The following is a 23,691-nucleotide window of genomic DNA, read 5'->3' on the forward strand; positions in this document are numbered from 1 at the left end:
GGCGATGCTGCTGCCGGCGTTTCCGTTGCTGCTGGCGCTGCTGGCGTTGCCGCAGGTGCTGCGGCTGGCGTTGCTACTGCTGGCGCTGGCGTTGCTTCTGCTGCTGGTGTTGCTGCTGCGGCTGGCGCTGGTGTTGCTGCTGGCGTTGCCGCCGGTGCTGCCGGCACTGGCGATGCTGCTGCCGGCGTTTCCGTTGCTGCTGGCGCTGCTGGCGTTGCCGCAGGTGCTGCGGCTGGCGTTGCTACTGCTGGCGCTGGCGTTGCTTCTGCTGCTGGTGTTGCTGCTGCGGCTGGCGTTGGTGTTGCTGCTGGCGTTGCCGCCGGCACTGGCGATGCTGCTGCCGGCGTTTCCGTTGCTGCTGGCGCTGTCGTTGCCGCCGGCGTTGCTGCTGCGGCTGGCGCTGCCGGTGCTGCCGCTGGCGTCTCCGTTGCTGCTGCTACAGGTGTTGCTGCTGCGGCTGGCGCTGCTGCCGGCGTTGCCGATGCTGCCGCTGGTGTTGCTGCTGCCGGCGCTGCCGCAACAGGCCTCACCTCCATCGTCGAACGCAAATACCAGTTCTCTCCCTCGCCCGCAGCGTCGGCCGCATACAGGCGGTATTCATAGGCACCGGCGTCCACATGGCCGCCGGTCAGCGCGAAAGCGTCCCTCGTGGTCTGCGCGGTAGTGGTGGCGCCATTCACGGCACTGATCAACTCGATGCCGTTGCCCGTCGTCAATGCACCCAGGCCGCCGACATTGACGACCTGCACCTGGGTGCGGCCAGTGGCCGTGGCCAGCGGCCCGCTCAGGATGAGGCGGTCGCTCATGCTCGTGCTGTCTCCCAGCGTCGTGCCCAGCCTCAACACGCCGTTGTTGCCCACGTACGGGCCGAACACGGTCAGGGTGGTGCCCGCGCGCGCGCCCACGGTCGACACCTCGCCGCCATTGGTCAGGCTCGTGACTTCTGAATTGCCGGTGACCGACCAGGACGTTCCGTCGCGCAGCGTGAGGTTGGTGACCGAGTGCGAGGCCGCGTCGGTCAGCGCCGCACCCGTGAGGGTCGATGAATCGGCGGTGAGGTTGAGCACGCCGCCGTTGACGGTCTGCAGGAGCGCTGCGCCGCCGCTGAGCCACGAGTGGGTGAACAGCGCGTTCAACGTGGTGGCGTCGGTCCTGATGCCGGCGCCTTGTACCGACCTCAGCGTGCTGTTGATGACGGTGGCCGTGCCGGGGTTGGCATCTGCCGGGATCAGAACCGCTGCACGCAGTGCCGCCGCCCCCGCACCGGTGGTGACGATGGTGCTCCCTTGGGCAAGGGTCACACGCGTACTGCCATAGATGTCCGCGCCGTGCGCCTCTGAACCGGCGGTTCTGATCGTAACGCCGTTGGCGATGATCGAAGCACCCGGGCCGTACGTCACCAAGCCTTGAACCAAATCGCCCGTGGTGGTCACCGAGCCGTGGTTCATCGTGACCGTGGAACCGAATGCCGCACCCACACCGGTGTAGCCGTTGTTCTGCACCCTGACCGTGACGCCGGTGGCCGTCAGCGTGGTGCCGCGACCGAAGCCGAGCAGACCATAGGCCGCCTCGCCGTGGGTGGTGACCGAGCCGCCGTCGAGCGTCAGGGAAGCGCCGCCTTCTGCGTGCGCCCCGTTTCCGTTGACGCCGCGGGTGGTGATGACCACGTTTGTCAGCGCGATCGACCCGTCCTGGGCATACGCGCCCTTCGCGGAAAATCCCGACGTTTGCACGTCCGTCCCGTTGGCTCTCAATGTCGCGCCCACTCCGTTCGTGTAGAGGCCGTACCCTGTGCTCCCGGTGGTGCTGACCGAGCCGCCGGTCAGTTCGACGATGCCGCGCGTGCCGACCTCGGCACCCGTGCCGTTGTCTCCGCTGCTGGAAATGGCAACGCCGGACGCACGGATGGCCGCGTTGCCGTCAATCGCAAGGAGATCCTTGCTCCCTTCAACCCCCACCACGGAGCCGCCGGTCAGATTGATCACGCCGCCGTCGTGCGCGAATACGACGGCGCGATGGATCGCCGCCGCGGAAATGGCCGTGTCGGTCGCGGTGATGGTGGAAGCGCTGCCATTGGCGCCCACGCCGTGGGCGAACGCACCATAAGCATTCGGCCCTGCCGCGGTCAACCTGGAACCCGGCGCGATGGTGATGCTGCCGCCGCTTTCCGCATGCGCCGCATCGGCCCCGTTGCCACCGGTCACCAGCGTGAGCGGACCCGCGCTGGTGATGATGCCGCCGTCATGCGCATACAACGCGTAGCCCGCGGCCGGGCCGGCGGTGCCGGTGTCGACGGTGCCGCTGGCGGCTTGCGTCGTGCCGTTGGCCTCCACCTGCTGCGCGCGGGCGGGCGTGGCGCTGGCGAGCAACGCGGCCGCACCGGCCACCACGGGCCAGCCGCGCGTCCATCGGCGCGAGAACGCGTCCGCTGCGGGGTGAACGGTGCGGGGGCTGCTGACGGTGCGGGCAGAAGGTTTTGCAGGTGCGGTCACTGGGCGATTACCTCGTTGGAAATTTGTCTGTCTTTGGCCTGCAATTCGGCCAGCGTGTTCAGGCAATTGATGGCAATACACAAAAGCGACCGAATTGAAAATGCGGACGTGACAATCCAGCGCTGCAAAAGCAACGAGTCATGGCTGAAGATATTTCTTCGGCCAATGTGCTTTATTTTGTGTTTTTAGTTCTTGGTGAGAACTTTTAAAGTCTAGCAGTTGTTTTTAACAAAATACAACTGAATTGACGCCTAATTCACACAGATAAGATGCCGCAATTAATTGCGAATTTCAATGAATATAATTGTTAATTAACAATTTATTCTTTTTGGCTTTGGAAATAAGCGCGCATCACATTGACTCCAGCATGGGAGCCAATACTTCTTCTATTGCGCAGTTCGACATGGGCTCGACAACGCCTGAGCGTGGTGCTCAAAAGGCAGTGGTTGCCCGCAGAGGAAGATGGGAAGGTCGCCAGTGAATGGCGGCGCATGTGACTCTGTCGCCTGTGTCAGGGAGAGCCGGCGCAATGGCCTGATCGGCCGAGCTTCGAACGCGCCCGGGTGCTTGAGCCCGGGGGCGCTGCGTTCAAGCCACGAAAATACAAGTAGAGCGCCGCCCGCCCTGGGCTTGCGCTCTGGATCCGCAGAGCCGCTTGCTTCGGCCCTGCTCCGACTTACTTGGGCGTGCCGCCCGGCACCGGCTTTGGCTTGCCGGGGCGGCGCTCGTCGCGCGTCTCGGCGCGGCGCTCGCCCGCAATGGCAGCGCGGTCGGTGCCGATACCGCCGCCTTCGGGCGTCTTGGCTTCGTCACCACCCGGAGCCTTCACCAGGCCGGGCGTGCGGCGGTCCTTGCGCGCCTCGCCTGCCATGTCCGACTTGCCCGTGGCCACGCCCGGGGTGTTGGGCGGCACGGCGGCGCCGGGCGGGTTCGACTGGGCATAGGCACCGGTGGCTGCCATGAGGCCGGCGATCATCAGCGCGGGAACAATCTTCTTCATCTGAATCTCCTGAAGGGGCTGGGTGGGGACGCGAGAACGAAACAATTTCGCTGCCCGCAGATTCCCTTCCCCCGCCCGGCCCGCGCGTAGGAGAGCCGCGCGTCCGCGTAGGAGCAAATCGCGCTGCGGCGTCTCCTCGGCCTGCCCTTCAAGCAGTCACAGGCTCGCTCACCACCCTGAACGCTGCCCAGGGCATGTGGCGCAGCGCGTCGGACAGTTGCAGCACGTCGCCGTCGACGGTGAGGCGCTCGCCGTTCAACACGTTCTCCAGCACCGCGCCCTGCAGGCCTGCCGGCAGGCGCACCGTGGTGCCGCGCCAGACGTCGCCTTGCGGCAAGGGCGGCGACAGCGTTGGGGTCGATGAAGGAGATGAGGTCGCAGCACCCGTCGATGCAGCCGAAGCAGGCGCGCCCCCCGGGCACAGCTCCACGAACAGCCGCGCCGTCACCACCACCAGCAGCTCGGCCTCGTGCCGTCGCGCAAAGGCCACCACATGCCGCGCCAGCGCGCCCTCTGCTTTCAGGCCTTCGTAGCTGCCTTCGCGGAACAGCGCCGGCTGCGCGCGCCGCAGCGCCAGCAGCCGCCAGATGAACCACAGCTTGATGCGCCCGTCGTGCGGCGCGGCGGCCAGTGCCTGCACCTGCGCGGCCAGCGCCTTGCCTTCGGACATGGCGCGCAACTCGTGCAGCTGGCCCTGGCGCAGCGCGTAGTCGACCGGGCGGCGGTTGTCGGGGTCGACCAGGCTCAGCTCGATCAGCTCGCTGCCCTGGTACAGGTCGGGCACGCCCGGCGATGCGTACTTCAGCAGCGTGAGCGTGAGCCCGTTCCATGCACCGAACCACGAGAGCCGGTCGGCCAGGCGCTGAATGTCCGGCAGGCAGCCGGCCTCTTGCGCGTTCTCCAGCACGCCGCGCACAAAGCCTTCGAGCGCGGCTTCGTAGTCGGCGTCGGGGTGGGTCCAGCGCGTGCGCAGCTTGGCCTCGCGCGCGGCCTTCTGCATGTACTGCCAGATGCGATCGGCAAAGGCCGGCATGCTGGCCGAGTCCAATGCGCCCTGCCCGCCCTTGCCGCTGAACGGCAGCGTGCCCAGCAGCGTCTGGTACAGCAGGTATTCGTCGGAGCGCGAAGGCGTGTCGTCGTTGCCCAGCTTGCGGCGCTGGTCGCGGCACAGGCCGTGCCAGCGCGTGAGCGCGAGCACCCATTCGTTGGGCATTTCGGAGAGCACGTCGATGCGGTTGCGCACGTCTTCGGAGCGCTTGTTGTCGTGCGTGGACGTGGCCAGCATGGTGTGCGGCCAGCGCAGCGCGCGGTCGGTGCTGAGCGAGTGAAACTCGTCCACCTCGATGCCGAAGCGGTCGGGCTCGCCGCCCACTTCGTTGAGCGAACTCAACGGAAAGTAGCGGTAGAACGCCGTGTCTTCCACGCCCTTGGCCGTGACCGGCGCGCTGAACTGCTGAAAGCGCACGGCAAAGCGGCGCACGCGTTCGGCCAGCGCGGGCGGTGCGCCTTCCACCGCCACCCCGCGCAGGGTGCGGCGCAGGAACTCGAACACCGAGCGGTCGGCGTCGCTGCTCTCGCGCTCGGCGCCGGCGATGGCCTCGTCGATGAAGCGCTCGTCCTGCGCGGAAGGTCCCTCGATGATGTACGTGCGGTACACCGGCATGCATGCGGCCACGTCGGCCAGCGCGCGGCGCAGCGCATTGAGCGTGTAGTCGCGCGTGGCGCGGTTGGCGCGGGCAATGCGCAGCAGCTCGCTCGACAGCATGTTGAGCTCCGACGACAACGCATTGCGCATCACCTCGCGCCGCCCGGTCTGCGAGAGCGCATGAAAGCTCTGCGTCTCGCCCGTGAAGCGGCGCCACGCATGCCCCACCGTTTCGGCCGCGGCGGTGTCGACCAGCACGCCGTTGGCCACGTTGGCAAAGCGGTAGCCGGTGGTGCCGTGGATGTGCCAGCCCTCGGGCACCTCCTCGTCGTTGGCGGCAATCTTTTCGGCCACCACGTAGAGCGGGCGCGCGGGCCGGCCTTGCGCATCGTGCGCGGGCAGCACCAGACCCGCGCGGCGCGCATAGCCTTGCTGCAGTTGCTCGAAGTAGCGTGCGGGGTCGTACAGGCCGTCGGGGTGATCGATGCGCAGGCCGTCCACCTTGCCGGAGGCCGCCAGGTCGAGCGCGAAGGACTGCGTGGCCTCGAACACGTCGTCGCGCTCCATGCGCACTGCGGCCAGTTCGTTGATGTCGAAGAAGCGCCGGTAATTGATTTCGTCCGTCGCCACGCGCCAGTAGGCCAGCCGGTAGGCCTGCGCCTCGATGAGCGCATGCAGCGCGTCGCGCGCTGCCGGCGTGGCCAGGTTCAGCTCGGCCACGGCCGCGGCCAGTGCTTGGGCCACCGCGGGGTAGCGCTGCGCGAGCCGCGCCAGTCGGGCCTTCAGCAGCTCCTTGTCGCGCGCACGCTCGGCGCGCTGCTCGAGCTCGGGCGCGTCGCGGCCGGGCAGGTGGCCGAAGGCGGTGGACACGCTGGCCAGGCTGGGCGTGCCGTCGGCAGATTCGTCCAGCTGCGCCAGCGCGCGCGCAAGCACTACCGGGTAGCGCTCGGGCGCCAGCGGAAAGCGGTGGTCGAAATACATCAGCGCAAAGCCGCCGGCCTCGGGCTCGAAGTGCAGCACCAGTTCTCCGCTGCCAAGCACCTCGCCGTAGTGGCCGCCCAGCACAGGCAGCAGCACCTTGCCGGTGAGCTCCACGTTCAGCGGCTGCCAATCGATGTCGAAGTGCTGCGCGTAGAGCGAGGCGGGTCCGTTTTCGAGCACGTCCATCCACCAGGCGTTGTCGGCGCCGAACACGCCCATGTGGTTGGGCACCATGTCCAGCAGCTGGCCCATGCCGTGCGCCTCCAGTGCGGCCACGAAGCGCTCGAAGCCTTCCTCGCCGCCCAGCTCGGGGTTGATCTCGTCGTGCGCGACCACGTCGTAGCCGTGCATGCTTCCCGCGCGGGCGCGCTGAATCGGCGAGCAGTACACGTGGCTCACGCCCAGTTCGGCCAGGTAGGGCAGCACGCGAATGGCGTCGTCGAAGCCGAAGTCTTTGTGGAACTGCAGCCGGTAGGTGGCGCGCGGCACGCGGGCCTGCAAATCTTGCGGCGCGGTGGGGCTGACACGCGAGCGCATGCCGGGGCGCGCGATGCGCAACTGCGCAGACAGGCCCTGCATGCGCTCGCTCTCGGCCAGCGCGCGCAGCGTCAGCGGCAGCTTGCGCCGCCAGTTGGGTTGCTCGTTCACCGTGCCGGGCATGTTGGCCTGCTCGACCACGCCCGCGGCGTCTTCGAGCTGAACCATCATCAAGGCCGAAGGCGCGGCTGCCAGGTAGGCATGCACCGCCTCCACGATGCGCGTGGACGGCAGGGCCTGGCCCGCGGCCTCGGCCATTTCCTCGCGGCTCAGCAGGCCGGCACCTTCGGCGGCCAGCATCAGTTGAATGCGCTCCTGCGCGCGGTCGAGCAGTTGCTTGTCGAACACGCGCTCGTCGGGGAACAGGCCCAGTTCCAGCCGCACGCGCAGGTCGTGGCCGGCCCACCAGCCAGCGAAGGTGGCCAGGTCGTGGGTGCTCACCGCCACCAGCGCGGCGGGCGGGTAGGCGGCGGGCTGCTTGAAGCCGCCGCCGTGGTGCTCATGGTGCTGGCCGTCGAGCTTCTCGAAGTACAGCAGCCGGTAAGACAGCACGTCGGCCTTGGCCAGCGCCTCGCGCACCGCGTCTTCCACCGTGCCCAGGTCTTCGCCCACCACCATGCAGCGGTGGCGGTGGCTTTCGATGGCCACGATGGCCAGCATCTCGTCCAGCGGGTAGTACACGTAGGCACCGTCGTGCGCGGTGCGGCCCGGCGGAATCCAGAACAGGCGCATGAGGCCCATCACATGGTCGATGCGCAAGGCACCCGCGCCGCGCATGCCGGCGCGCAGCGTTTGCGTGAAGAAGCGATAGCCGTCGGCGCGCAGGCTGTCGGGCCGCAGCGGGGGCAGGCCCCAGTTCTGCCCGGCGGGGTTGAACTCGTCGGGCGGCGCGCCAATGCTGGCACCGGCGGCCAGCACGGGCTGCGCGGTCCAGGCGTCGGAGCCGGCGCGGTCGACCGACACGGCCAGGTCCACATACAGGCCGATGCCCATGCCCACCGCCTCGCAGCGCGCAGCGGCCTGGGCGAGCTGACGCGCGGCCTGCCACTGCAGGTACTGATGAAACTGAAGGCGCTGCGCGTGCTGCACGGCAAAGGCCGTGACCTCGGCGGAATCGGGGTTGCGGTAGGCGGCGGGCCACACGGGCCAGCCCCACAGCTGGCTGTCGATGGCCAGAAAGTGCGCGTGCAGGGTTTCGAAAAGCGCGTGCTGGCGCAGGCCTTCGCCTCGCTCTTCCACGAAGGCCAGAAACGCCAGGCCGTCGGCGTCGGGCGAAGCCAGCTCGGGCAGGTGCTGCGCACGGAAGTGTTCGAACAGCAGCGCCAGCACTTCCAGCTTGGCCGCCGCCACGCCGGGCAGGTCGACCAGCGGTTCGGCGCGCAGGCCGGCCAGCCGGGCCTGGAAGGCCGGCGAGCGCACCAGATGGCGGGCCGGCGCGCAGTCGGCAAAACCGTCCACCGCCTCCACGTCGATGTAGAGCACGTTGAGCTGCTGGCGCGACGACGGGCTGTACGGGCTGGCATGCGCCGGGTTGGCCGCGAACAGCGCATGCAGCGGGTTCAGGCCGATGATGTCCGCGCCCTGCGCGGACATGCGCGTGACCAGTTCGTCCAGGTCGCCGAAGTCGCCGATGCCCCAGTTGCGCGGCGAGCGCAGGCTGTACAGCTGCACGGCCGGGCCCCACACGCGCCCGCCGTCGCGCACGGCCGGCGGGCGGTAGCAATGGCCCGGCGTGGCCAGCACCAGCGTTTCTCCGGGCAGGCCGTCGATGTGCAGGCGGTGGTAGCCGGCGGCCAGCGGCAAGGTCATGGGCAGGGTGCGTTCGCACAGACAAGCGCCTTCGCGCTCGGTGCGCGCGGTTTCGTGCAGGGTGTTGGCATCGGCCTCGCCTTGCTGCGTGAGGCCGGCCTGGTCGGTCAGTTGCCAGCGCAGCGTGCGCGTGGCCAGCGGCAGGCGCACCGGCACATGCCAGGCGGTGCTGCCCGCAGGCACCACGGCCACCGGCGGCAGCGCCTCGGCCCAGCGTGCGCGGTGCACGGCCTCCAGGGCGCGGTGCGCGTCGGCCGCGTTGTCGATGCGCACGCCAAACTCCGCCAGCAGCGCCAGCAGACTGCGCACCGACGCTTCGCGCCGCGTGCCGAAGGCGTCGTTGTAGGCGGGGGCAATGCCAAAGTGCGCGCACAGCGCGGCCAGTGCGCCGCCGGCTTCGCGGCGGAAGGCGCCGTTCGGGTTGTTCAGGTCGCTCGCGTCGTTCATGTCATTCACATCCATCACCTCATTGCCCTCATTGCCCTCATTGCCCTCATTCACCTTGTGCGTCCTCCAGCGTCACCCACACCGCACCGTGCGCCAGCCGCAGCGCACTGCCCTCTTGCGTCACACCGTGGCTGTACACCACGGCCCCGGGCGTGCGCTCCACCGGCCCCGTGGGCTGCTCGGCGAAATGCGCCAGCATGTGCAGCCGGCCCGTGCCCAGCTTCCAGTGCACGCGCAGCGTGTCGTTCTCGCACGCGTACACGCCCGCGCCGGCAGAGCCCGCCAGGCGCGGCACGATCAGCCGGTGCCGCAGCGCCAGCAGTTGCTGCACTTCGTTGAACTGCTCGAAGTGCTTTCTGGCACCGCGCTCGCGCCAGTTGAGCTTGGACGCCAGAAAGGTCGACTCCGCATTCGGGTCGGGAATGCGCGCCAGCGCGGCCTTGTCCGCGAACGCAGCAAAGCCGCCAAACTCCGAGCGCCGGCCGTTCGACACCGCCTCGGCCAACTCGGGCCCGAAGTCGCAGAAGTACAGAAAGGGCGTGGAGGCCGCGAACTCGTCGCCCATGAACAGCATGGGCACATGCGGCGACAGCAGCAGGCAGGCCATGGCCGCGCGCAGGCGCACCGGGTCGCCCAGCGCATGAATGCGCTCGCCGAAGGCGCGGTTGCCGACCTGGTCGTGCGTCTGCAAAAACGACACGAAGGCCTGCGACGGCAGCTGCGTGCTGGGCTCGCCGCGCAGCTCGCCATGGCGAAAGGCCGAGGCCTGGCCCTGGTAGATGAAGCCTTCGGCCAGCGCGCGGCCCAGGCTGCGCACCGGGTCGTCGGCGTAGTCGGCGTAGTAGCCGTCGCGCTCGCCGGTGGTCAGCACGTGCACCGCGTGGTGCAGGTCGTCGTTCCATTGCGCGGTGCCGGCCACGGGCAGGCCCTGCGCGTCGCGCGCCAGCATGGAGGCCTGGTTGGTGTCGTTCTCCAGCACCAGGTGCACCTGGCGCTCGCGGCCCGGCCCGGCCAGCACGGCATCGCGGATCTCCTGCACGATGTGCCGCTGCGAGCCGTCGCGAATCGCGTGAATGGCGTCCATGCGCAGGCCGTCGAAGCGGAACTCCTCGATCCAGTAGAGCGCGTTGTGCACGAAGAAGTCGCGCACGGTGCGCGACTGCTGCCCGTCGAAGTTGATGGCCGCGCCCCACGGCGTGCGGTAGGCGTCGTTGAAGAACTCGGGGCAGTAGCCGTGCAGGTAATTGCCTTCGGGGCCGAAGTGGTTGTAGACCACGTCCAGCAGCACCATCAGCCCCAGCCCGTGCGCGGCATCGACCAGCGCTTTCAGCTCCTCGGGCGTGCCGTAGGAGGCATCGGGCGCGAACTGCAGCACGCCGTCGTAGCCCCAGTTGCGCCGCCCCGGAAAGTCCGCCACCGGCATCACCTCGATGGCCGTCACGCCCAGTTCGGCCAGCTCGGCGAGCCGCTCGCGCGCGGCGGCGAAGGTGCCTTCGGCGGTGAAGGCGCCGATGTGCAGCTCGTAGACCACGGCCTCTTCCCACGGGCGGCCGCGCCAGGCGGCGTCGGTCCAGGCATGGCGGCGCGGGTCGACCACCACGCTGGCGCCGTGCACGTCGTCGGGGTTGAAGCGCGAGGCCGGGTCGGGCACAGAGGAGCCGTCGGGCAGCATGAAGCGGTAGCCGTCGCCGTGCGCGGCGCCGGGCAGGTCGAGCCGGTGCCAGCCTTCGGCGTCGCGTGTCATGGGGTGCAAGGCATGCGGGGCATCGTCACGGCCCGCGGGCCGGTGCTCCAACCGCAGGGCGTCTTGCGAAGGCGCCCACAGCGCGAAGGACACACCGGCATCGTGCGCGGTCGCGCCGAAGGGCATGCAGTGAGCATGGTGAATGGGTGTGGAAGTGATGGTCATGGCCTGACGTCCGGCCGGCTCAGCACAACGAGCGAGCGGCATTGCAAGGGATAGGTGGGCTCGGCCCACGCGGGCGCGAGGGCGGCGGTGTCTTGCGTGGTGGGCGGCGGCGAGGTGCTGGCCGTGTCCACCAGCAGCCGCCACGCGCCATAGGGCATCGGTGGCAGCGTGAAGGCAATTTCGTCGTGGTGCGCGTTGAACAGCAGCAAGAAGTCGTCGTCGTGCTGCGTTTCGCCGCGCGGCCCGCGGTCGGCAATGCCGCCGCCGGGGATGTACATGGCCATGCAGCGCGCGTTGGCGTCGCTCCAGTCTTCGTTGCGCATCTCCTGCCCGTCGGGCTTGAGCCAGTGCACGTCGGTCACGGTTTCTCCGGCGGCCGGTTTGCCCGCGAAGAAGGTGCGCCGGCGGAACGACGGGTGCGCGCGGCGCAGCGCGATCATGCGTTCGACAAAGGTGGTGAGCGCCAGCCGCTCCGGCGTGGCCGACCAGTCGAGCCAGCCCAGTGCGTTGTCCTGGCAGTAGACGTTGTTGTTGCCCTTTTGCGTGTGGCCGCGCTCGTCGCCGGCCAGCAGCATGGGCACGCCTTGTGACAGCAGCAGCGTGGCCAGCAGGTTGCGCTTCTGGCGCTCGCGCAGCACCACCACCTCGGGGTCGTCGGTGGGGCCTTCCACGCCGCAGTTCCACGACACGTTGTGGCTGTTGCCGTCGCGGTTGTCTTCGCCGTTTTCTTCGTTGTGCTTGTCGTTGTAAGACACCAGGTCGTGCAGCGTGAAGCCGTCGTGCGCGGTGACAAAGTTGATGCTGGCGCTGGGCTGCTTGCCCGACCAGCCGTACAGGTCTTCGGAGCCGGTGACGCGCTTGGCCATTTCGCCGATGAGCCCGCCGTCGCCCTTCCAGAAGCCGCGCATGCCGTCGCGGTACTGGTCGTTCCACTCGGCCCAGCCGAGCGGAAAGTTGCCCACCTGGTAGCCGCCATGGCCCAGGTCCCACGGCTCGGCGATGAGCTTCACGCGGTTCAGCGTGGGGTCTTGCCGAATGGCGTCGAAGAAGCCGCCCAGGTTTTCCACCTTGCCGGCCTCGCGCGCCAGGGCGGAGGCCAGGTCGAAGCGAAAGCCGTCGACGTGCATTTCCTCGGCCCAGTAGCGCAACGAATCCATGACGAGCTGCAGCGCATGCGGGTGCGCCAGGTTCACGGTGTTGCCGCAGCCGGTGAAGTCGTCGTAGTAGCGCGGGTTGTCCGCGTTGGCGATGTAGTAGGAGGCGTTGTCCAGGCCGCGCATCGACAGCGTGGGGCCGAGCTGGTTGCCTTCGCAGGTGTGGTTGTAGACCACGTCCAGAATCACCTCGATGCCCGCGGAGTGCAGCGTCTTCACCATGGTCTTGAACTCCTTCACCTTGCCCGAGGCGCTGTAGCGCATTTCGGGGGCGAAGTAGGCCAGCGTGTTGTAGCCCCAGTAGTTCTGCAGGCCCTTTTCGGCCAAGTGGCGGTCGTTAAGGAAGCTGTGCACCGGCAGCAGCTCCACCGTGGTCACGCCCAGGCGTTTGAGGTAGTCGACCACGGGCGCGCAGCCCAGCGCGGCGTAGGTGCCGCGCAGGTCGGGCGGCACGTCGGGGTGGTTCATGGTGAAGCCGCGCACATGCATTTCGTAGATGACCATGTCCTGCCATGGCACCGACGGGCGGCGGTCGTCGCCCCAGGTGAAGGCGGTTTCGAGCACGCGGCCCTTGGGCATCAACGGCGCGCTGTCGCGGCGGTCGAAGGACAGGTCTTCGCGCTTGCTGCCCACGGTGTAGCCGTACAGCGCGTCGCCCCAGCGCAGGTCACCCACCAGGTCCTTGGCATACGGGTCGACCAGCAGCTTGTGGGCGTTGAAGCGGTGGCCTTCCTCGGGCTTGTAGGGGCCGTGCACCCGGTAGCCGTAGGCCTGGCCGGGGCGCGCCTCGGGCAGGTAGCAGTGCCACACGCCGTCGGTGCGCTCGCGCAGCACGATGCGCTGCAGCTCATGCCGGCCGCGCTCGTCGAACAGGCACAGCTCCACCTTCTGGGCGTGCTGCGAGAACAGCGCAAAGTTGACGCCCTCCCCGTCCCAGGTGGCGCCGCGCGGATAAGGCTTGCCGGGCCAGACGGCCGTGATTGTGGGATTGGTTTTTCGTTTCATTCAAGAGCCGGTTGCAATCACGGGCTTGCAGGGCAAGCCGAAGGGGGCACGGTCAGCGCGGCGGTCGGTCGTCGTAGCGGGGCGGCGGGTTGACGGCACCCACCGGGGTGACCGAAGGCGGCGTGGCTTTGACGGTGTTGCCGTCCTTCACCACCAGTTGCCGCGGCCACCAACGCTCGATTTGCGCCTTCGCCCAGTCCTTGCCGGCCAGGCCGAATGCAAGAGCCAACGCAAAAACCACGCCCGCCAGAATGACGAGGAAGCTTTCGCGCACGATGTCGCCGCCCACCTTGATCTGGTCCAGCGCAATCAGGATCACGAAGGCCATCACCGCGTACTGCGCCATCTTGGCGAAGAGCATGGCGTCCTGCATCTTCACGCCCCTGAAGTAGCTGCCCACCGCGTCCCCCACGAACTTGGCGAAGTACGAGCCGAAGGCCAGCACCAGCAGGGCCACGGCCACATTCGGCACGAACCACACGATGCGGCCCAGCAGGTCTGCGATGTAGCTCAGCCCCATGCCGTTGAAGGCAATGAGCAGCGACGCCAGAATGACCAGCCAGTACGCCAGCACCCCGAACACGCTGCTGGTGTCCCCCTGCCAACCGCCCTGGCGCAGGAAGTTGTCGAGCCCCGCGCGCTCGGTCAGCACGTTGAAGTTGATGGCGCGCAGCGCCTTGGTGACCGCAAAGCGCACCGCCTTGGCGATGACCCAGCCCACGAAAACCACCACCAGCGCAACCAGCAGGCGCGGAATGAACGCCCCCACCTGGTAGAGGATGGCGCGCAGCGGCTCCAGATGAATGCCGAAGTTTTCCATGATGTGTGTCTCTTCCGGAATAAGTAAGTTCGGGCCGGGGGCTCAGGCCCGAGGGGCGCGGATGAGTGCCAGCACGCCGTGCAGCGGCACCTGCACCCAGTCGGTGCGGTTGTTCAGCTCGTAGCGCAGTTCGTACAGCGCCTTCTCCAGCTCGAACAGCGACAGCAGGTCGGCGTCCAGCGGCGCACCGCCAGGCGCCACCACAACTTCGGCGTAGCCGCTCAGGAAGGCCTCGCGCGTGGCCTGCTCCCAAGCGATGGCGGTCGCGGACAGCTTCTCGGCCTCTTCCGGGCTTTGCGCCACGCGGCGCAGGGCCGACCAGCGCGCGTAGTTGAACGAGCGCAGCATGCCCGCCACGTCGCGCAGCGGCGAGCTCTTGGCGCGCCGCTCCTCGAAGCTGCGCGCGGGCTCGCCCTCGAAGTCGATGATGATGAAGTCGTTGTCCTTCACCAGCACCTGGCCCAGGTGGTAGTCGCCGTGGTAGCGGGTCTTGATGGCGCCACTGCCACCGGCCTCGGCAGCGAAGCGCCGCTCGGTGATGTTGGCGTGCAGCGCGTCGGCCGCGGACAGCAGGGTGTTGGCATCCGCCTGCACGCCGGCCGGCAGGCCGTCGATGCGCTCGCGCAGCAGCGACAGCGTGGCGGTGGCGTCGGTGGTGGCATGCGTGCGGTAGCCCGCCACGTCGGTGGCCGCCAGCGGCTCGGGGTCGAAGGCCGCGGCGCCGGTGCGGGTGGCCAGTGCGCGATGCAGCTCGCCGGTGCGGCGGCCCAGCGTGGCAATGAGCGCCAGAAAGCCGCCGTGCGTGGCCGCCACGTCGGGCGCGGTGGTGGCGCCGTCGGTGGTGGCCGCGTCGCGCAGAAAGCGCTCCAGGTAGCCCAGCGTGTAGTCCCAGCCGTCGCCCTGGTTGGCCACGTAGCTCTGCACCATGGCCAGGGTCATGGTGCGGCCGTCCTTGCCGATGTACTCCAGCGCGCCCAGCACCGGCACGCAGTTGGGGTACGCCACCTCGGTGAGGAAGCGGCCCATCTCCAGCTCGGGGTTGATGCCCTGGCGCACGTGGCGGTAGCCCTTGAGGAACAGGGTTTCGTCGAGCGTCAGCGCCGTGTTGCTGCTCACACCGCTGGGGCGGCCAACCGCCAGCGCGTCGATGTCGATGTTCAGCGCGCCGAAGGCGGCGGTGGGCTTGAACACCAGCTTGCCTTCGCCGGTGGCCACCTCGGCCCCCTGCGAAATGGCGCGCACCAGCTCGCGGCAGAAGGCCTCGTCGTAGAAGGCGTCGCCCATCAGGCCGACCTGCGCCTGCTGGCGCACCTTGGCCAGGGCGGCCTGCGCCACGCCGGCCATGCGCTCTTCGTCGCGCTCTTCCCAGGCCAGCGCCAGCGGCATGAAGTAGGTGGCGCCGCCGGGCGGGCCGTCCAGGGCCAGCAGCGGCAGCATCCAGCTCTGGCCGTTGGCCTCCCACACCGCATGGTCGACCATGCGCGCGCGGGAAATCGGCGTGCCCTTGGAGGCATACCAGCGCTGAATTTCGATGTGGCGCGGCAGCGTGTCCAGCTCGAACTGGTTGCGCATGCGCTCGGCCATGCCGATGCGCCACGGCATCACGCGGTCGCGGAAAAAGCTGGTCCAGCCGTCGAACAGCACCAGCGTGGGCCACTCCTGCAGGGCCACGCCCTGGTCGTGCCAGCTGGGGGCGTCGGCCTCGGCCGTGAGCTTGAACCAGTAGAAGCCGTAAGAGGCCAGCGTGAGCAGGTAAGGCAGCTCGCCGATGGGCGGAAACGACGAGCGCCCCAGCATTTCCACCGGCACGCGGCCCTTGAACTCCGACAGGTCCAGCTCCACCGGCTGCGCGGCGCGCGAGAGGTTGAACACCGACAGAATGACGTCGCCTTCGTGCTCGCTCAGGTACGCCAATATCTTGCGGTTGCCCGGTTTCAGAAAGCGCCGTTTGCCGCGCCCGAAGGCATGGCTGGTCTTGCGCACGGCCAGCATGCGCTTGGTCCAGTTCAGCAGCGAGCTGGCGTCGCGCGCCTGCGTTTCCACGTTCAGCGCCTCGTAGCCGTACATCGGGTCCATGATGGGCTGCAGGTACAGGCGCTGAGGGTCGGCGCGCGAGAAGCCGGCGTTGCGGTCGGGGCTCCACTGCATGGGCGTGCGCACGCCGTTGCGGTCGCCCACGAACACGTTGTCGCCCATGCCGATCTCGTCGCCGTAATAAATGATGGGCGAGCCCGGCATCGACAGCAGCATGCCGTTCATGAGCTTCACGCGGTCGAGGTCGTTTTCCATCAGCGGCGCAAGCCGGCGGCGAATGCCCAGGTTGATGCGCGCACGCGTGTCGGCCGCGTACATGGTGTACATGTAGTCGCGCTCCTTGCTGGTCACCATTTCGAGCGTGAGCTCGTCGTGGTTGCGCAGGAAGATGGCCCACTGGCAGCCTTCGGGAATGTCGGGCGTCTGCGCCATGATTTCCACGATGGGGTGGCGGTCTTCCTGCGCAATGGCCATGTACATGCGCGGCATGAGCGGAAAGTGATACGCCATGTGGCACTCGTCGCCGTCGCCGAAGTACTCGCGCACGTCTTCCGGCCACATGTTGGCCTCGGCCAGCAGAAAGCGGTTCTTGTATTCCGCGTCGATGGCCGCGCGCAGTTGTTTGATGACCGCGTGCGTCTCGGGCAGGTTCTCGTTGCTGGTGCCGTCGCGCTCCACCAGGTAGGGAATGGCGTCGAGCCGGAAGCCGTCCACGCCCATGTCCAGCCAGAAGCGCATCGTCTTCAAGATGGCTTCCATCACCTTCGGGTTGTCGAAGTTCAGGTCGGGCTGGTGGCTGAAGAAGCGGTGCCAGTAGTACTGCTTGGCCACCGGGTCCCAGGTCCAGTTGGACTTTTCGGTGTCGGTGAAGATGATGCGCGTGCCCTGGTAGAGCTGGTCGGTGTCGCTCCACACGTAGAAGTCGCGCTCCGGCGAGCCGGGCGGCGCAAGCTGCGCGGCCTTGAACCACGGGTGCTCGCTGGAGGTGTGGTTGATGACCAGCTCGGTAATGACGCGCAGGCCGCGCTTGTGCGCCTGCGCCATCATTTCCTTGAAGTCGTCCAGCGTGCCGTACTGCGGGTGCACGTCGTCGTAGCCCGAAATGTCGTAGCCGTCGTCGCGCAATGGCGACGGGTAGAAGGGCATCAGCCAGATGGTGTTGACGCCCAGCTCCTTCACGTAGTCAAGCTTGGCGGTAACGCCCTGGAAGTCCCCCATGCCGTCGTTGTTGGAGTCGAAGAAGGCCTTGACGTTGAGCTGGTAGATCACCGCATCGCGGTACCAGAGCGGATCGTCGCGGTTGTCGATCTCCACGGTTTCAAGGGCGATGTGCGAAACGGGTGCATTCATGTGCGGGCGACCTCAAAGAAAGTAGTCGAAGTCGCGCTCGTCGCCATGGCGACGACGGACCACGAAGATGTGCGCGGGGGCGCTCTGCGGATCGAGCCGCACGTAATGCCAGTCGCCCTGCCAGATGAAGCGCTGGCCACTGAGCACGTCGTGCATCTGAAAGCTGCGCGACGGCGGGCTCACGCCCACGCTGCCCGGCTCCAGGCCGATCCAGCCCGACTGCGGCGTGTGCGGGTCGAGGTTGACCACCGTCACCACCACGTTGGCACCGTCCTCGGAGCTCTTGGCATAGGCCAGCAGCTGCGGGTTGTCCACGTGCAGAAAGCGCAGCGTGCGGTCCCAATGCAGCGCGGGGTTCTCGCGGCGGATGCGGTTCACCCGCGCGATGAAGGGCGCCAGGCTTTCGGGGTCGTCGTGGTTCCACTGGCGCAGCTGGTACTTTTCGGAGTTCAGGTACTCCTCGGTGCCGGGGTCGCGCGGCAGGTGGTCGCGCAGCTCGTAGGCCGGCCCGTAGATGCCGTAGCTGGCCGACAGCGTGGCCGCCAGCACCAGCCGCGACATGTACACGGAGGCCTCGCCGCCCTGCAGCTGCTCGTGCAGGATGTCGGGCGTGTTGGGCCACACGTTGGGGCGGAAGTAGTCGATGCCCGGGGCGGTCGAAAGCTCGGTGAAGTACTCGACCAGTTCTTCCTTGGTGTTGCGCCAGGTGAAGTAGGTGTAGCTCTGCGAAAAGCCCAGCTTGGCCAGCCGGTGCATCACCTTGGGCCGGGTGAAGGCCTCGGCCAGAAAGATCACGTCGGGGTGCTCGCGCTTGATCTCGCCGATGGCCCACTCCCAGAACGGAAAGGCCTTGGTGTGCGGGTTGTCCACGCGGAAGATGCGCACGCCCTCGCCCACCCAGTGGTCGAGCACGCTCTTCAGCTCGGCCCACAGGCCGCGCCAGTCTTCGCTCTCGAAGTTGAAGGGGTAGATGTCCTGGTACTTCTTGGGCGGGTTCTCGGCGTACTGCACGGTACCGTCGGGTCGCCATCGAAACCAGTCGGGGTGCGCCTTCACGTAGGGGTGGTCGGGCGCGCACTGAAAGGCGATGTCCAGCGCAATCTCCAGGCCGTGGTCCGCGGCGCGTGCCACCAGGTGGCGAAAGTCTTCGGCCGTGCCCAGCGCGGCCAATATGTCCTTGTGCCCGCCTTCGGCCGCGCCGATGGCCCAGGGGCTGCCCACGTCTTCGGGGCCGCTCACCAGCTTGTTGTTCGGGCCCTTGCGCTGCATGCGGCCGACCGGGTGAATCGGCGGAAAGTACAGCACGTCGAAGCCCATGTCCGCAATGGCGGGCAGGCGCGCTTCGACGTCCTTGAAGGTGCCGTGCACACCGGGCTCGGTGCCGGCGGAGCGCGGGAACAGCTCGTACCAGGTGCTGAAGCGCGCGCGCTCGCGGTCGGCCACCAGCGGGAACTCGACCGGGTAGCGCGCGGCATGGCGGCGGTCGGGATGGCGGCGCGCGGTGTCGGCCAGTTCGTCGTCGAGCGCCAGCGCCTTCAGCGAGAGCGCGTCGCTGCCGGGCGCGGCGGCCACGGCGTCGAGCTCGCTCGCCCAGCGTTGCAACGCGGTGCGGTCGGCGCCTTCGGCACGGCCAGCCGCGGCGGCAATTTCCAATGCACCGACCTGCGAGGCGATGCGCACGTCGTCGGGGTCGACGCGGCGCGTCATCTCGCTGCGCCACGACTCGAAGGGGTCGACCCACGCCTCGACCGTGTACACGTAGCGACCGAGCGCGGGGGGCGAGAAGGCGGCCTCCCACACGTCGTTGCCCAGCAGCTTCATGGGCACTTCGCGAAACTCGGTCTGGTCTTGTGCGCGCCAGCACAGCTGCACGCGCAGCACGTCGTGGCCGTCGGTGAAGCAGTGCGCGCGAACGCGCATGCGCTCGCCGGCCACGCACTTCACGGCGAAGCGGCCGTTGTCCACGGCGGGCAGCACCGCGTCGATCACCGCGCGCACATTGCCCAGCGGGTTGTCGATCAGGCTGTCGGAAGAAGATGCCAAGGCCGCGTCATTGGCGTGGCGGGATGCAAATATGTTTTTCATCATGTCGGGCGGTGCTCCAGGATCAGCGTGGAAAGCGGCGGCAGCGTGAGGCACACCGACTGCATGCGGCCGTGCGAGCGCACGGGGGCGGCTTCAACGCCGCCCAGGTTGCCCCAGCCGGCGCCACCGAACTCGGCCGCGTCGGTGTTGATGACTTCGCGCCAGAAGCCGCCACCGTTGCCCGCGCCCTTCGGCACGCCCAGCACGTAGTTGGTGCGCGGCACCGGCGTCATGTTGCAGACCACCAGCAGCGGCGGGCTGCCGTCGGCGGACTTGCGCAGAAAGGCGAACACGCTTTTTTCTTCGTCGTCCGCGGTGATCCATTCGAAGCCAGCGGCCGAAAAGTCGAGCTGGTGCAGCGCGGGCGCATCGCGGTACACGCGGTTGAGCTGCGCCACCAGCTTCTGCAGGCCGGCGTGGCTGGGCTGCTCGGTCACCCACCATTCGAGCTCGCCGTCGTGCGTCCACTCGCGGCGCTGGCCAAACTCGCCGCCCATGAACAGCAGCTTCTTGCCCGGGTGCGCCCACATGAAGCCGAACAGCGCACGCAGGTTGGCGAACTGCTGCCAGTCGTCGCCCGGCATCTTGTTGATGAGCGAGCCCTTGCCGTGCACCACCTCGTCATGCGAAAACGGCAGCACAAAGTTCTCGTGAAATGCATACACCAGCGAGAAGGTCAGCTTGTGGTGGTGGAACTTGCGATTGACCGGGTCTTCCTTCATGTAGGCCAGCGTGTCGTGCATCCAGCCCATGTTCCATTTCTCGCCGAAGCCCAGGCCGTCCATGTCGGTGGGGCGGGACACGCGCGGCCAGGCGGTCGACTCTTCGGCCACGGTGAGCGTGTCGGGGAACTCGCGGTACACGGCGCGGTTGAGCGTTTGCAGAAACTGAATGGCTTCCAGGTTCTCGCGCCCGCCGTGGCGGTTGGGAATCCACTCGCCGTGCTTGCGCGCGTAGTCCAGGTAGAGCATGGAAGCCACCGCGTCCACGCGCAGGCCGTCCAGGTGGTACATCTCGAGCCAGAAGAGGCCTGAGGACACCAGAAAGCTGCGCACCTCTGGCCGGCCGTAGTTGAAGATGGCCGAGCTCCACTCGGGGTGGAAGCCCTGGCGCGGGTCGGCATGCTCGTACAGGTGCGTGCCGTCGAAAAAGCCCAGCCCGTGCTCGTCGACCGGAAAGTGCGAAGGCACCCAGTCGAGCAGCACGCCGATGCCCTGCTGGTGCAGGTGATCGACCATGTACATGAAGTCTTGCGGTGAGCCGTAGCGCGCGGTGGGCGCGAAGTAGCCGGTGGTCTGGTAGCCCCATGAGCCGTAGAACGGATGCTCGGTCACGGGCATCAACTCCACGTGCGTGAAGCCCATCTTGTTCACGTAAGCGGCCAAGGCATGGGCCAGTTCGCGGTAGCCCAGAAACTCGCCATCGTGGCGGCGCCACGAGCCCAGGTGCACTTCGTACACCGACTGGGGCGCGTTCAGCGCGTTGTGCGCGCCGCGGCGGGCCATCCACTCGCTGTCGTTCCACTCGTAGGAGAGCTCGCAGATGCGCGAGCCGGTGGCCGGTGCCAGCTCGGCGCTGAAAGCCACCGGGTCGGCCTTGTCGACGGTGTAGCCGCCCTGCTGCGAGCGAATGCGGTACTTGTAGGTTTGGCCCAGCGCGGCGTGCGGCACATGGCCTTGCCAGATGCCGGTTTGGTCGGGGCTGGGAGAGAGCGGGTCGGCATCGCCGGACCAGTGGTTCCAGTCGCCCACCACCGACACCGATTCGGCATTGGGCGCCCACACCGCAAAGTTGGCGCCGCCCCCGGGTTGCACGTGGCAGCCGAGCAGGTCGTAAAGGCGGGAGTGGGTTCCTTCGTGGAACAGGTAGGCGTCTCGCTCGCCTGGGAGTGAATGGTTCAGAGGCACCGGCATTCCTTGATTGAAGGCCAGCGACACGGCTGCTCAAGGAACGGCTGCGCTATTCGTCTGGCTTCGAATCAATTTGCGACGCTTGCGCCGGCCGTGGTTACGGTCTGAACCGCCTCGCCTTGTCGGAGAGTTGCCCGTGTCAGTTGTGTGACCAGGCCCCACGGTGGGCCTGATGGGCTTGCCGAGTTTGAAAAGGTGCGAAAAAAGTTCAAAAACTCAGGCGTGCAGCGCGAAGTCTTCAAGCGTCAGCGTGAGGGGGCTGCGCTGCGCTGCGCGGTAGCTGGCAATGGCGGCGGGCTCGATCACCTGAAAGTGCTTGCGGCACACGTCGAGCAAACGTTCGCCCGTCTCACGCGTGCCAAAACCGTCGCGCAGGGTGTGCTCGGAGACCTGCGCAATGACGCGCGGGCCGCGCGGGCCTTCGGGGTAGACGGCAAAACGCACGCTCGCCGTGTCGAAGCAATAGATGCCTTCGAAATTCATCTTGTTTGTCTCCTTGTGGTTCGCGACAGATTGAGCGCGCACACAGCGACAGTGGCGCGTGGACTTTGGCGCATGCGGGTGCAGGCCTTCTCCTACATGCGACAGCGCCTGCGCTGGCATGGGCTAAGGGCATTCGCTTCGTTGGAGCGGTGCCATTGCGGCGAAGATCGACGTTCCCGTTTTTTCTCTCCGTTCTTTCCGGAGCTCCCGTCTCGATGACTGAACCCACCCCGCGCCCCGCACCGCACACGCTGCCTTGCCGGGCGGCCGCCCCCGGCCTCACAGCGGCCCGCACGCTCAGCCTGATCGGCGTGCTCTGCCTGCTTGGTGCGTGCACCACCGCCACCACCGAAGCCGAACGCCAGACCATCGCCAGCACCCCTCCGCCCACCGACTGCACGGCGTGGGTCGGCACCGACCGCAACGCCATGATGGGCGGCTACCTGCTGGGGCAAGGCCCGAAGGGCTCGGGCGCCAAGGAGTGCGTGCCGGTGCTGATGACAGCCAACCCGACGCCGCCCGGCTACCGCGGAGGCGACTACCACGTGAGCGAGTTCACCGACGACAAGCTCAAGGCCCGCTGGCGCGCCTGCAAGGAGGACGCGGCCTGCTTCAAGCGCATCGATGCGCAAATGCAGCGCTGGCTGCCGCCCAACAAGGAGCGCGCCACGCGCTCGACCGGCGCGGTCGACCCCTCGGGAAAGATCGACCCCGACGGTCAGGTCGACCTGAAGGCCATTCGCCGCCCCGCCTTCTTTGCCAAGGCGCCGTACCGCGAAGGCATTGCAGAGGCTGACGCGCGCACCACCATCGTGGAGTTCACCGTGCCGCGCGATGCCTTCGAGCGCATCGACTTGAAGAAAACCGGCGACATCAAGCTGCGCGGCTGGTACATCGAAGGCGCGGGCGTGACCGACGGCAAGGGCAAGAAGGTGCGTGCGCTGGCCATCATGGCGCCGGGCGGCGGCGGGCAGCTCACGGCCATTCAGCACCCCGACGAGGTGGCCTACCGCACCGACGCAAAAACCGGCAAGACCACGCCGGTGAGCTTTCCCAACGCGACCACCGAGACCATGGGCCAGCGCTGGTGGCGCGAGAACCTGTACGCGCTGAACCAGGCCGGCTACGACGTGCTGGCCTACGACCGGCGCGGCGAGGGCTTGTCGGGCGGCTTCAGCGACACCAACACGCTGGAGCAAGGCGAGGACGTGTTCCGCGCGCTCACCGCGCTGGACACCGGGCGCGGCCTGCGCCTGCTCACGCCCCAGGGCGAACTGCTGGCGGGCGACGCCACGCGCGGCCGGCTGATGGCGGGCATGTCGGCCAGCGACATTCCGCTGGTGCTGGGCGGCTATTCGCGCGGCTCCATGTCCACCGCGTGGGCCATGACGCGCAACTACGTGGCGCAGTGCAGCTTCGACATGCCGGAGCCCACCTGCACGCCGCCCAAGGGGCTGCGCAACATTCGCGGCGCCATATTGCTGTCGTCTTTTGCCAGCGGCGCGGGCTATGTGGGCGACGCGCCCGACCTGGCCGACCGCAACCTTTTTCTGGGCGGCATGGCGGCGGACCACCACATCGTGTTCTATCCCAACTCGTCCACGCTGGCGGGCATGGACCGCTGGCCCGCTGCGTTCTTCGGCAAGGGGCTGTGGGACCGGGCTGAATCGCTCGAAGGCACGGTGGCGGCCTACAACCGCATCCGAGGGCTGAAAGAGATCGTGCTGGCGCGCGGGCCGCATGCAATAGAGACCTGGCCCGCGTCCGACCGGGCCTATCTGCGCGAGCGCATGGTGGCGTATGCCAAGGCGCTGATCGTCGGCGGGCGCACCATTCCGGGCGCAAGGCCGTGGAAGGACTTCAAGTCGCTGGTGGCGACCACGCCGGATTCGTGGGAGGCGTCTTCCAGGCCGAAGGCGGCGGCCACCGCGCATTGATCGGCCACTGATCGCGCATTGATCGCGCGCTGATCGCGCCCTGCAGCCACCCGTCGTCGGTGGCTGCCTACATGACGACAGCGTGAAGGCGCT

Annotated in this window: 11 protein-coding genes; 1 reads left to right on the plus strand and 10 read right to left on the minus strand. The window is 67.8% G+C overall.

Annotated elements, in window-relative coordinates; genetic code table 11:
* The 10 genes from VLK31_RS27950 to VLK31_RS27995 all read right to left on the minus strand — a co-directional run.
* Positions 1-2,492 (minus strand): pertactin-like passenger domain-containing protein (locus VLK31_RS27950; RefSeq protein ID WP_409171740.1); only part of this gene is annotated, 2,492 nt, incomplete at its 3' end.
* A gap of 676 nt (positions 2,493-3,168) precedes the next feature.
* Positions 3,169-3,492 (minus strand): cell envelope biogenesis protein TolA, encoded by a 324-nt coding sequence (locus tag VLK31_RS27955; RefSeq protein ID WP_409171741.1) that lies wholly within the window; start codon positions 3,490-3,492, stop codon positions 3,169-3,171.
* Between the two features lie 148 nt (positions 3,493-3,640).
* Complete coding sequence (locus VLK31_RS27960; RefSeq protein WP_409171742.1) at positions 3,641-8,911, minus strand: malto-oligosyltrehalose synthase; 5,271 nt, start codon at positions 8,909-8,911, stop codon at positions 3,641-3,643.
* 46 nt (positions 8,912-8,957) lie between these two features.
* Positions 8,958-10,820, minus strand: a complete 1,863-nt coding sequence (gene treZ, locus VLK31_RS27965) for a malto-oligosyltrehalose trehalohydrolase (RefSeq protein WP_409171743.1) — start codon at positions 10,818-10,820, stop codon at positions 8,958-8,960.
* Complete coding sequence (gene glgX / locus VLK31_RS27970) at positions 10,817-12,979, minus strand: glycogen debranching protein GlgX (protein WP_409171744.1); 2,163 nt, start codon at positions 12,977-12,979, stop codon at positions 10,817-10,819. The genes treZ and glgX overlap by 4 nt, the downstream gene beginning before the upstream one ends.
* Before the next feature lie 52 nt (positions 12,980-13,031).
* Positions 13,032-13,799: a mechanosensitive ion channel family protein gene (locus VLK31_RS27975; protein ID WP_409171745.1), complete on the minus strand. Its 768-nt coding sequence runs from the start codon at positions 13,797-13,799 to the stop codon at positions 13,032-13,034.
* 42 nt (positions 13,800-13,841) lie between these two features.
* Positions 13,842-17,183, minus strand: coding sequence for a maltose alpha-D-glucosyltransferase (treS, locus tag VLK31_RS27980; protein ID WP_409171746.1), 3,342 nt, complete (start codon positions 17,181-17,183; stop codon positions 13,842-13,844).
* A gap of 12 nt (positions 17,184-17,195) precedes the next feature.
* Positions 17,196-19,268: an alpha-1,4-glucan--maltose-1-phosphate maltosyltransferase gene (locus tag VLK31_RS27985; protein ID WP_409171876.1), complete on the minus strand. Its 2,073-nt coding sequence runs from the start codon at positions 19,266-19,268 to the stop codon at positions 17,196-17,198.
* A complete protein-coding gene (glgB, locus tag VLK31_RS27990; RefSeq protein WP_409171747.1) occupies positions 19,268-21,181 on the minus strand; it encodes a 1,4-alpha-glucan branching protein GlgB in 1,914 nt (637 codons plus the stop codon). The genes VLK31_RS27985 and glgB overlap by 1 nt, the downstream gene beginning before the upstream one ends.
* A gap of 213 nt (positions 21,182-21,394) precedes the next feature.
* Entirely contained in the window at positions 21,395-21,661 is a 267-nt protein-coding gene (locus VLK31_RS27995) for a hypothetical protein (RefSeq protein WP_409171748.1), read from the minus strand.
* Positions 21,662-21,876: 215 nt separating this feature from the next.
* Between VLK31_RS27995 and VLK31_RS28000 the strand changes: the two genes are divergently transcribed.
* A complete protein-coding gene (locus VLK31_RS28000; RefSeq protein ID WP_409171749.1) occupies positions 21,877-23,598 on the plus strand; it encodes an alpha/beta hydrolase family protein in 1,722 nt (573 codons plus the stop codon).
* Positions 23,599-23,691 lie beyond the last annotated feature (93 nt).

The organism is Variovorax sp. H27-G14 (genome assembly GCF_046156345.1).
Classification (GTDB): Bacteria; Pseudomonadota; Gammaproteobacteria; order Burkholderiales; family Burkholderiaceae_C; genus Variovorax.

Bases quoted from the DNA above. Each gene is read 5' to 3' on its own strand.
- glgX (WP_409171744.1), bottom strand. From the start codon at position 12,979: ATGAAACGAAAAACCAATCCCACAATCACGGCCGTCTGGCCCGGCAAG.
- glgB (WP_409171747.1), bottom strand. From the start codon at position 21,181: ATGCCGGTGCCTCTGAACCATTCACTCCCAGGCGAGCGAGACGCCTAC.
- VLK31_RS27955 (WP_409171741.1), bottom strand. From the start codon at position 3,492: ATGAAGAAGATTGTTCCCGCGCTGATGATCGCCGGCCTCATGGCAGCC.
- treS (WP_409171746.1), bottom strand. From the start codon at position 17,183: ATGAATGCACCCGTTTCGCACATCGCCCTTGAAACCGTGGAGATCGAC.
- VLK31_RS27995 (WP_409171748.1), bottom strand. From the start codon at position 21,661: ATGAATTTCGAAGGCATCTATTGCTTCGACACGGCGAGCGTGCGTTTT.
- VLK31_RS27985 (WP_409171876.1), bottom strand. From the start codon at position 19,268: ATGAAAAACATATTTGCATCCCGCCACGCCAATGACGCGGCCTTGGCA.
- VLK31_RS27975 (WP_409171745.1), bottom strand. From the start codon at position 13,799: ATGGAAAACTTCGGCATTCATCTGGAGCCGCTGCGCGCCATCCTCTAC.
- VLK31_RS27960 (WP_409171742.1), bottom strand. From the start codon at position 8,911: ATGAACGACGCGAGCGACCTGAACAACCCGAACGGCGCCTTCCGCCGC.
- treZ (WP_409171743.1), bottom strand. From the start codon at position 10,820: ATGACCATCACTTCCACACCCATTCACCATGCTCACTGCATGCCCTTC.
- VLK31_RS28000 (WP_409171749.1), top strand. From the start codon at position 21,877: ATGACTGAACCCACCCCGCGCCCCGCACCGCACACGCTGCCTTGCCGG.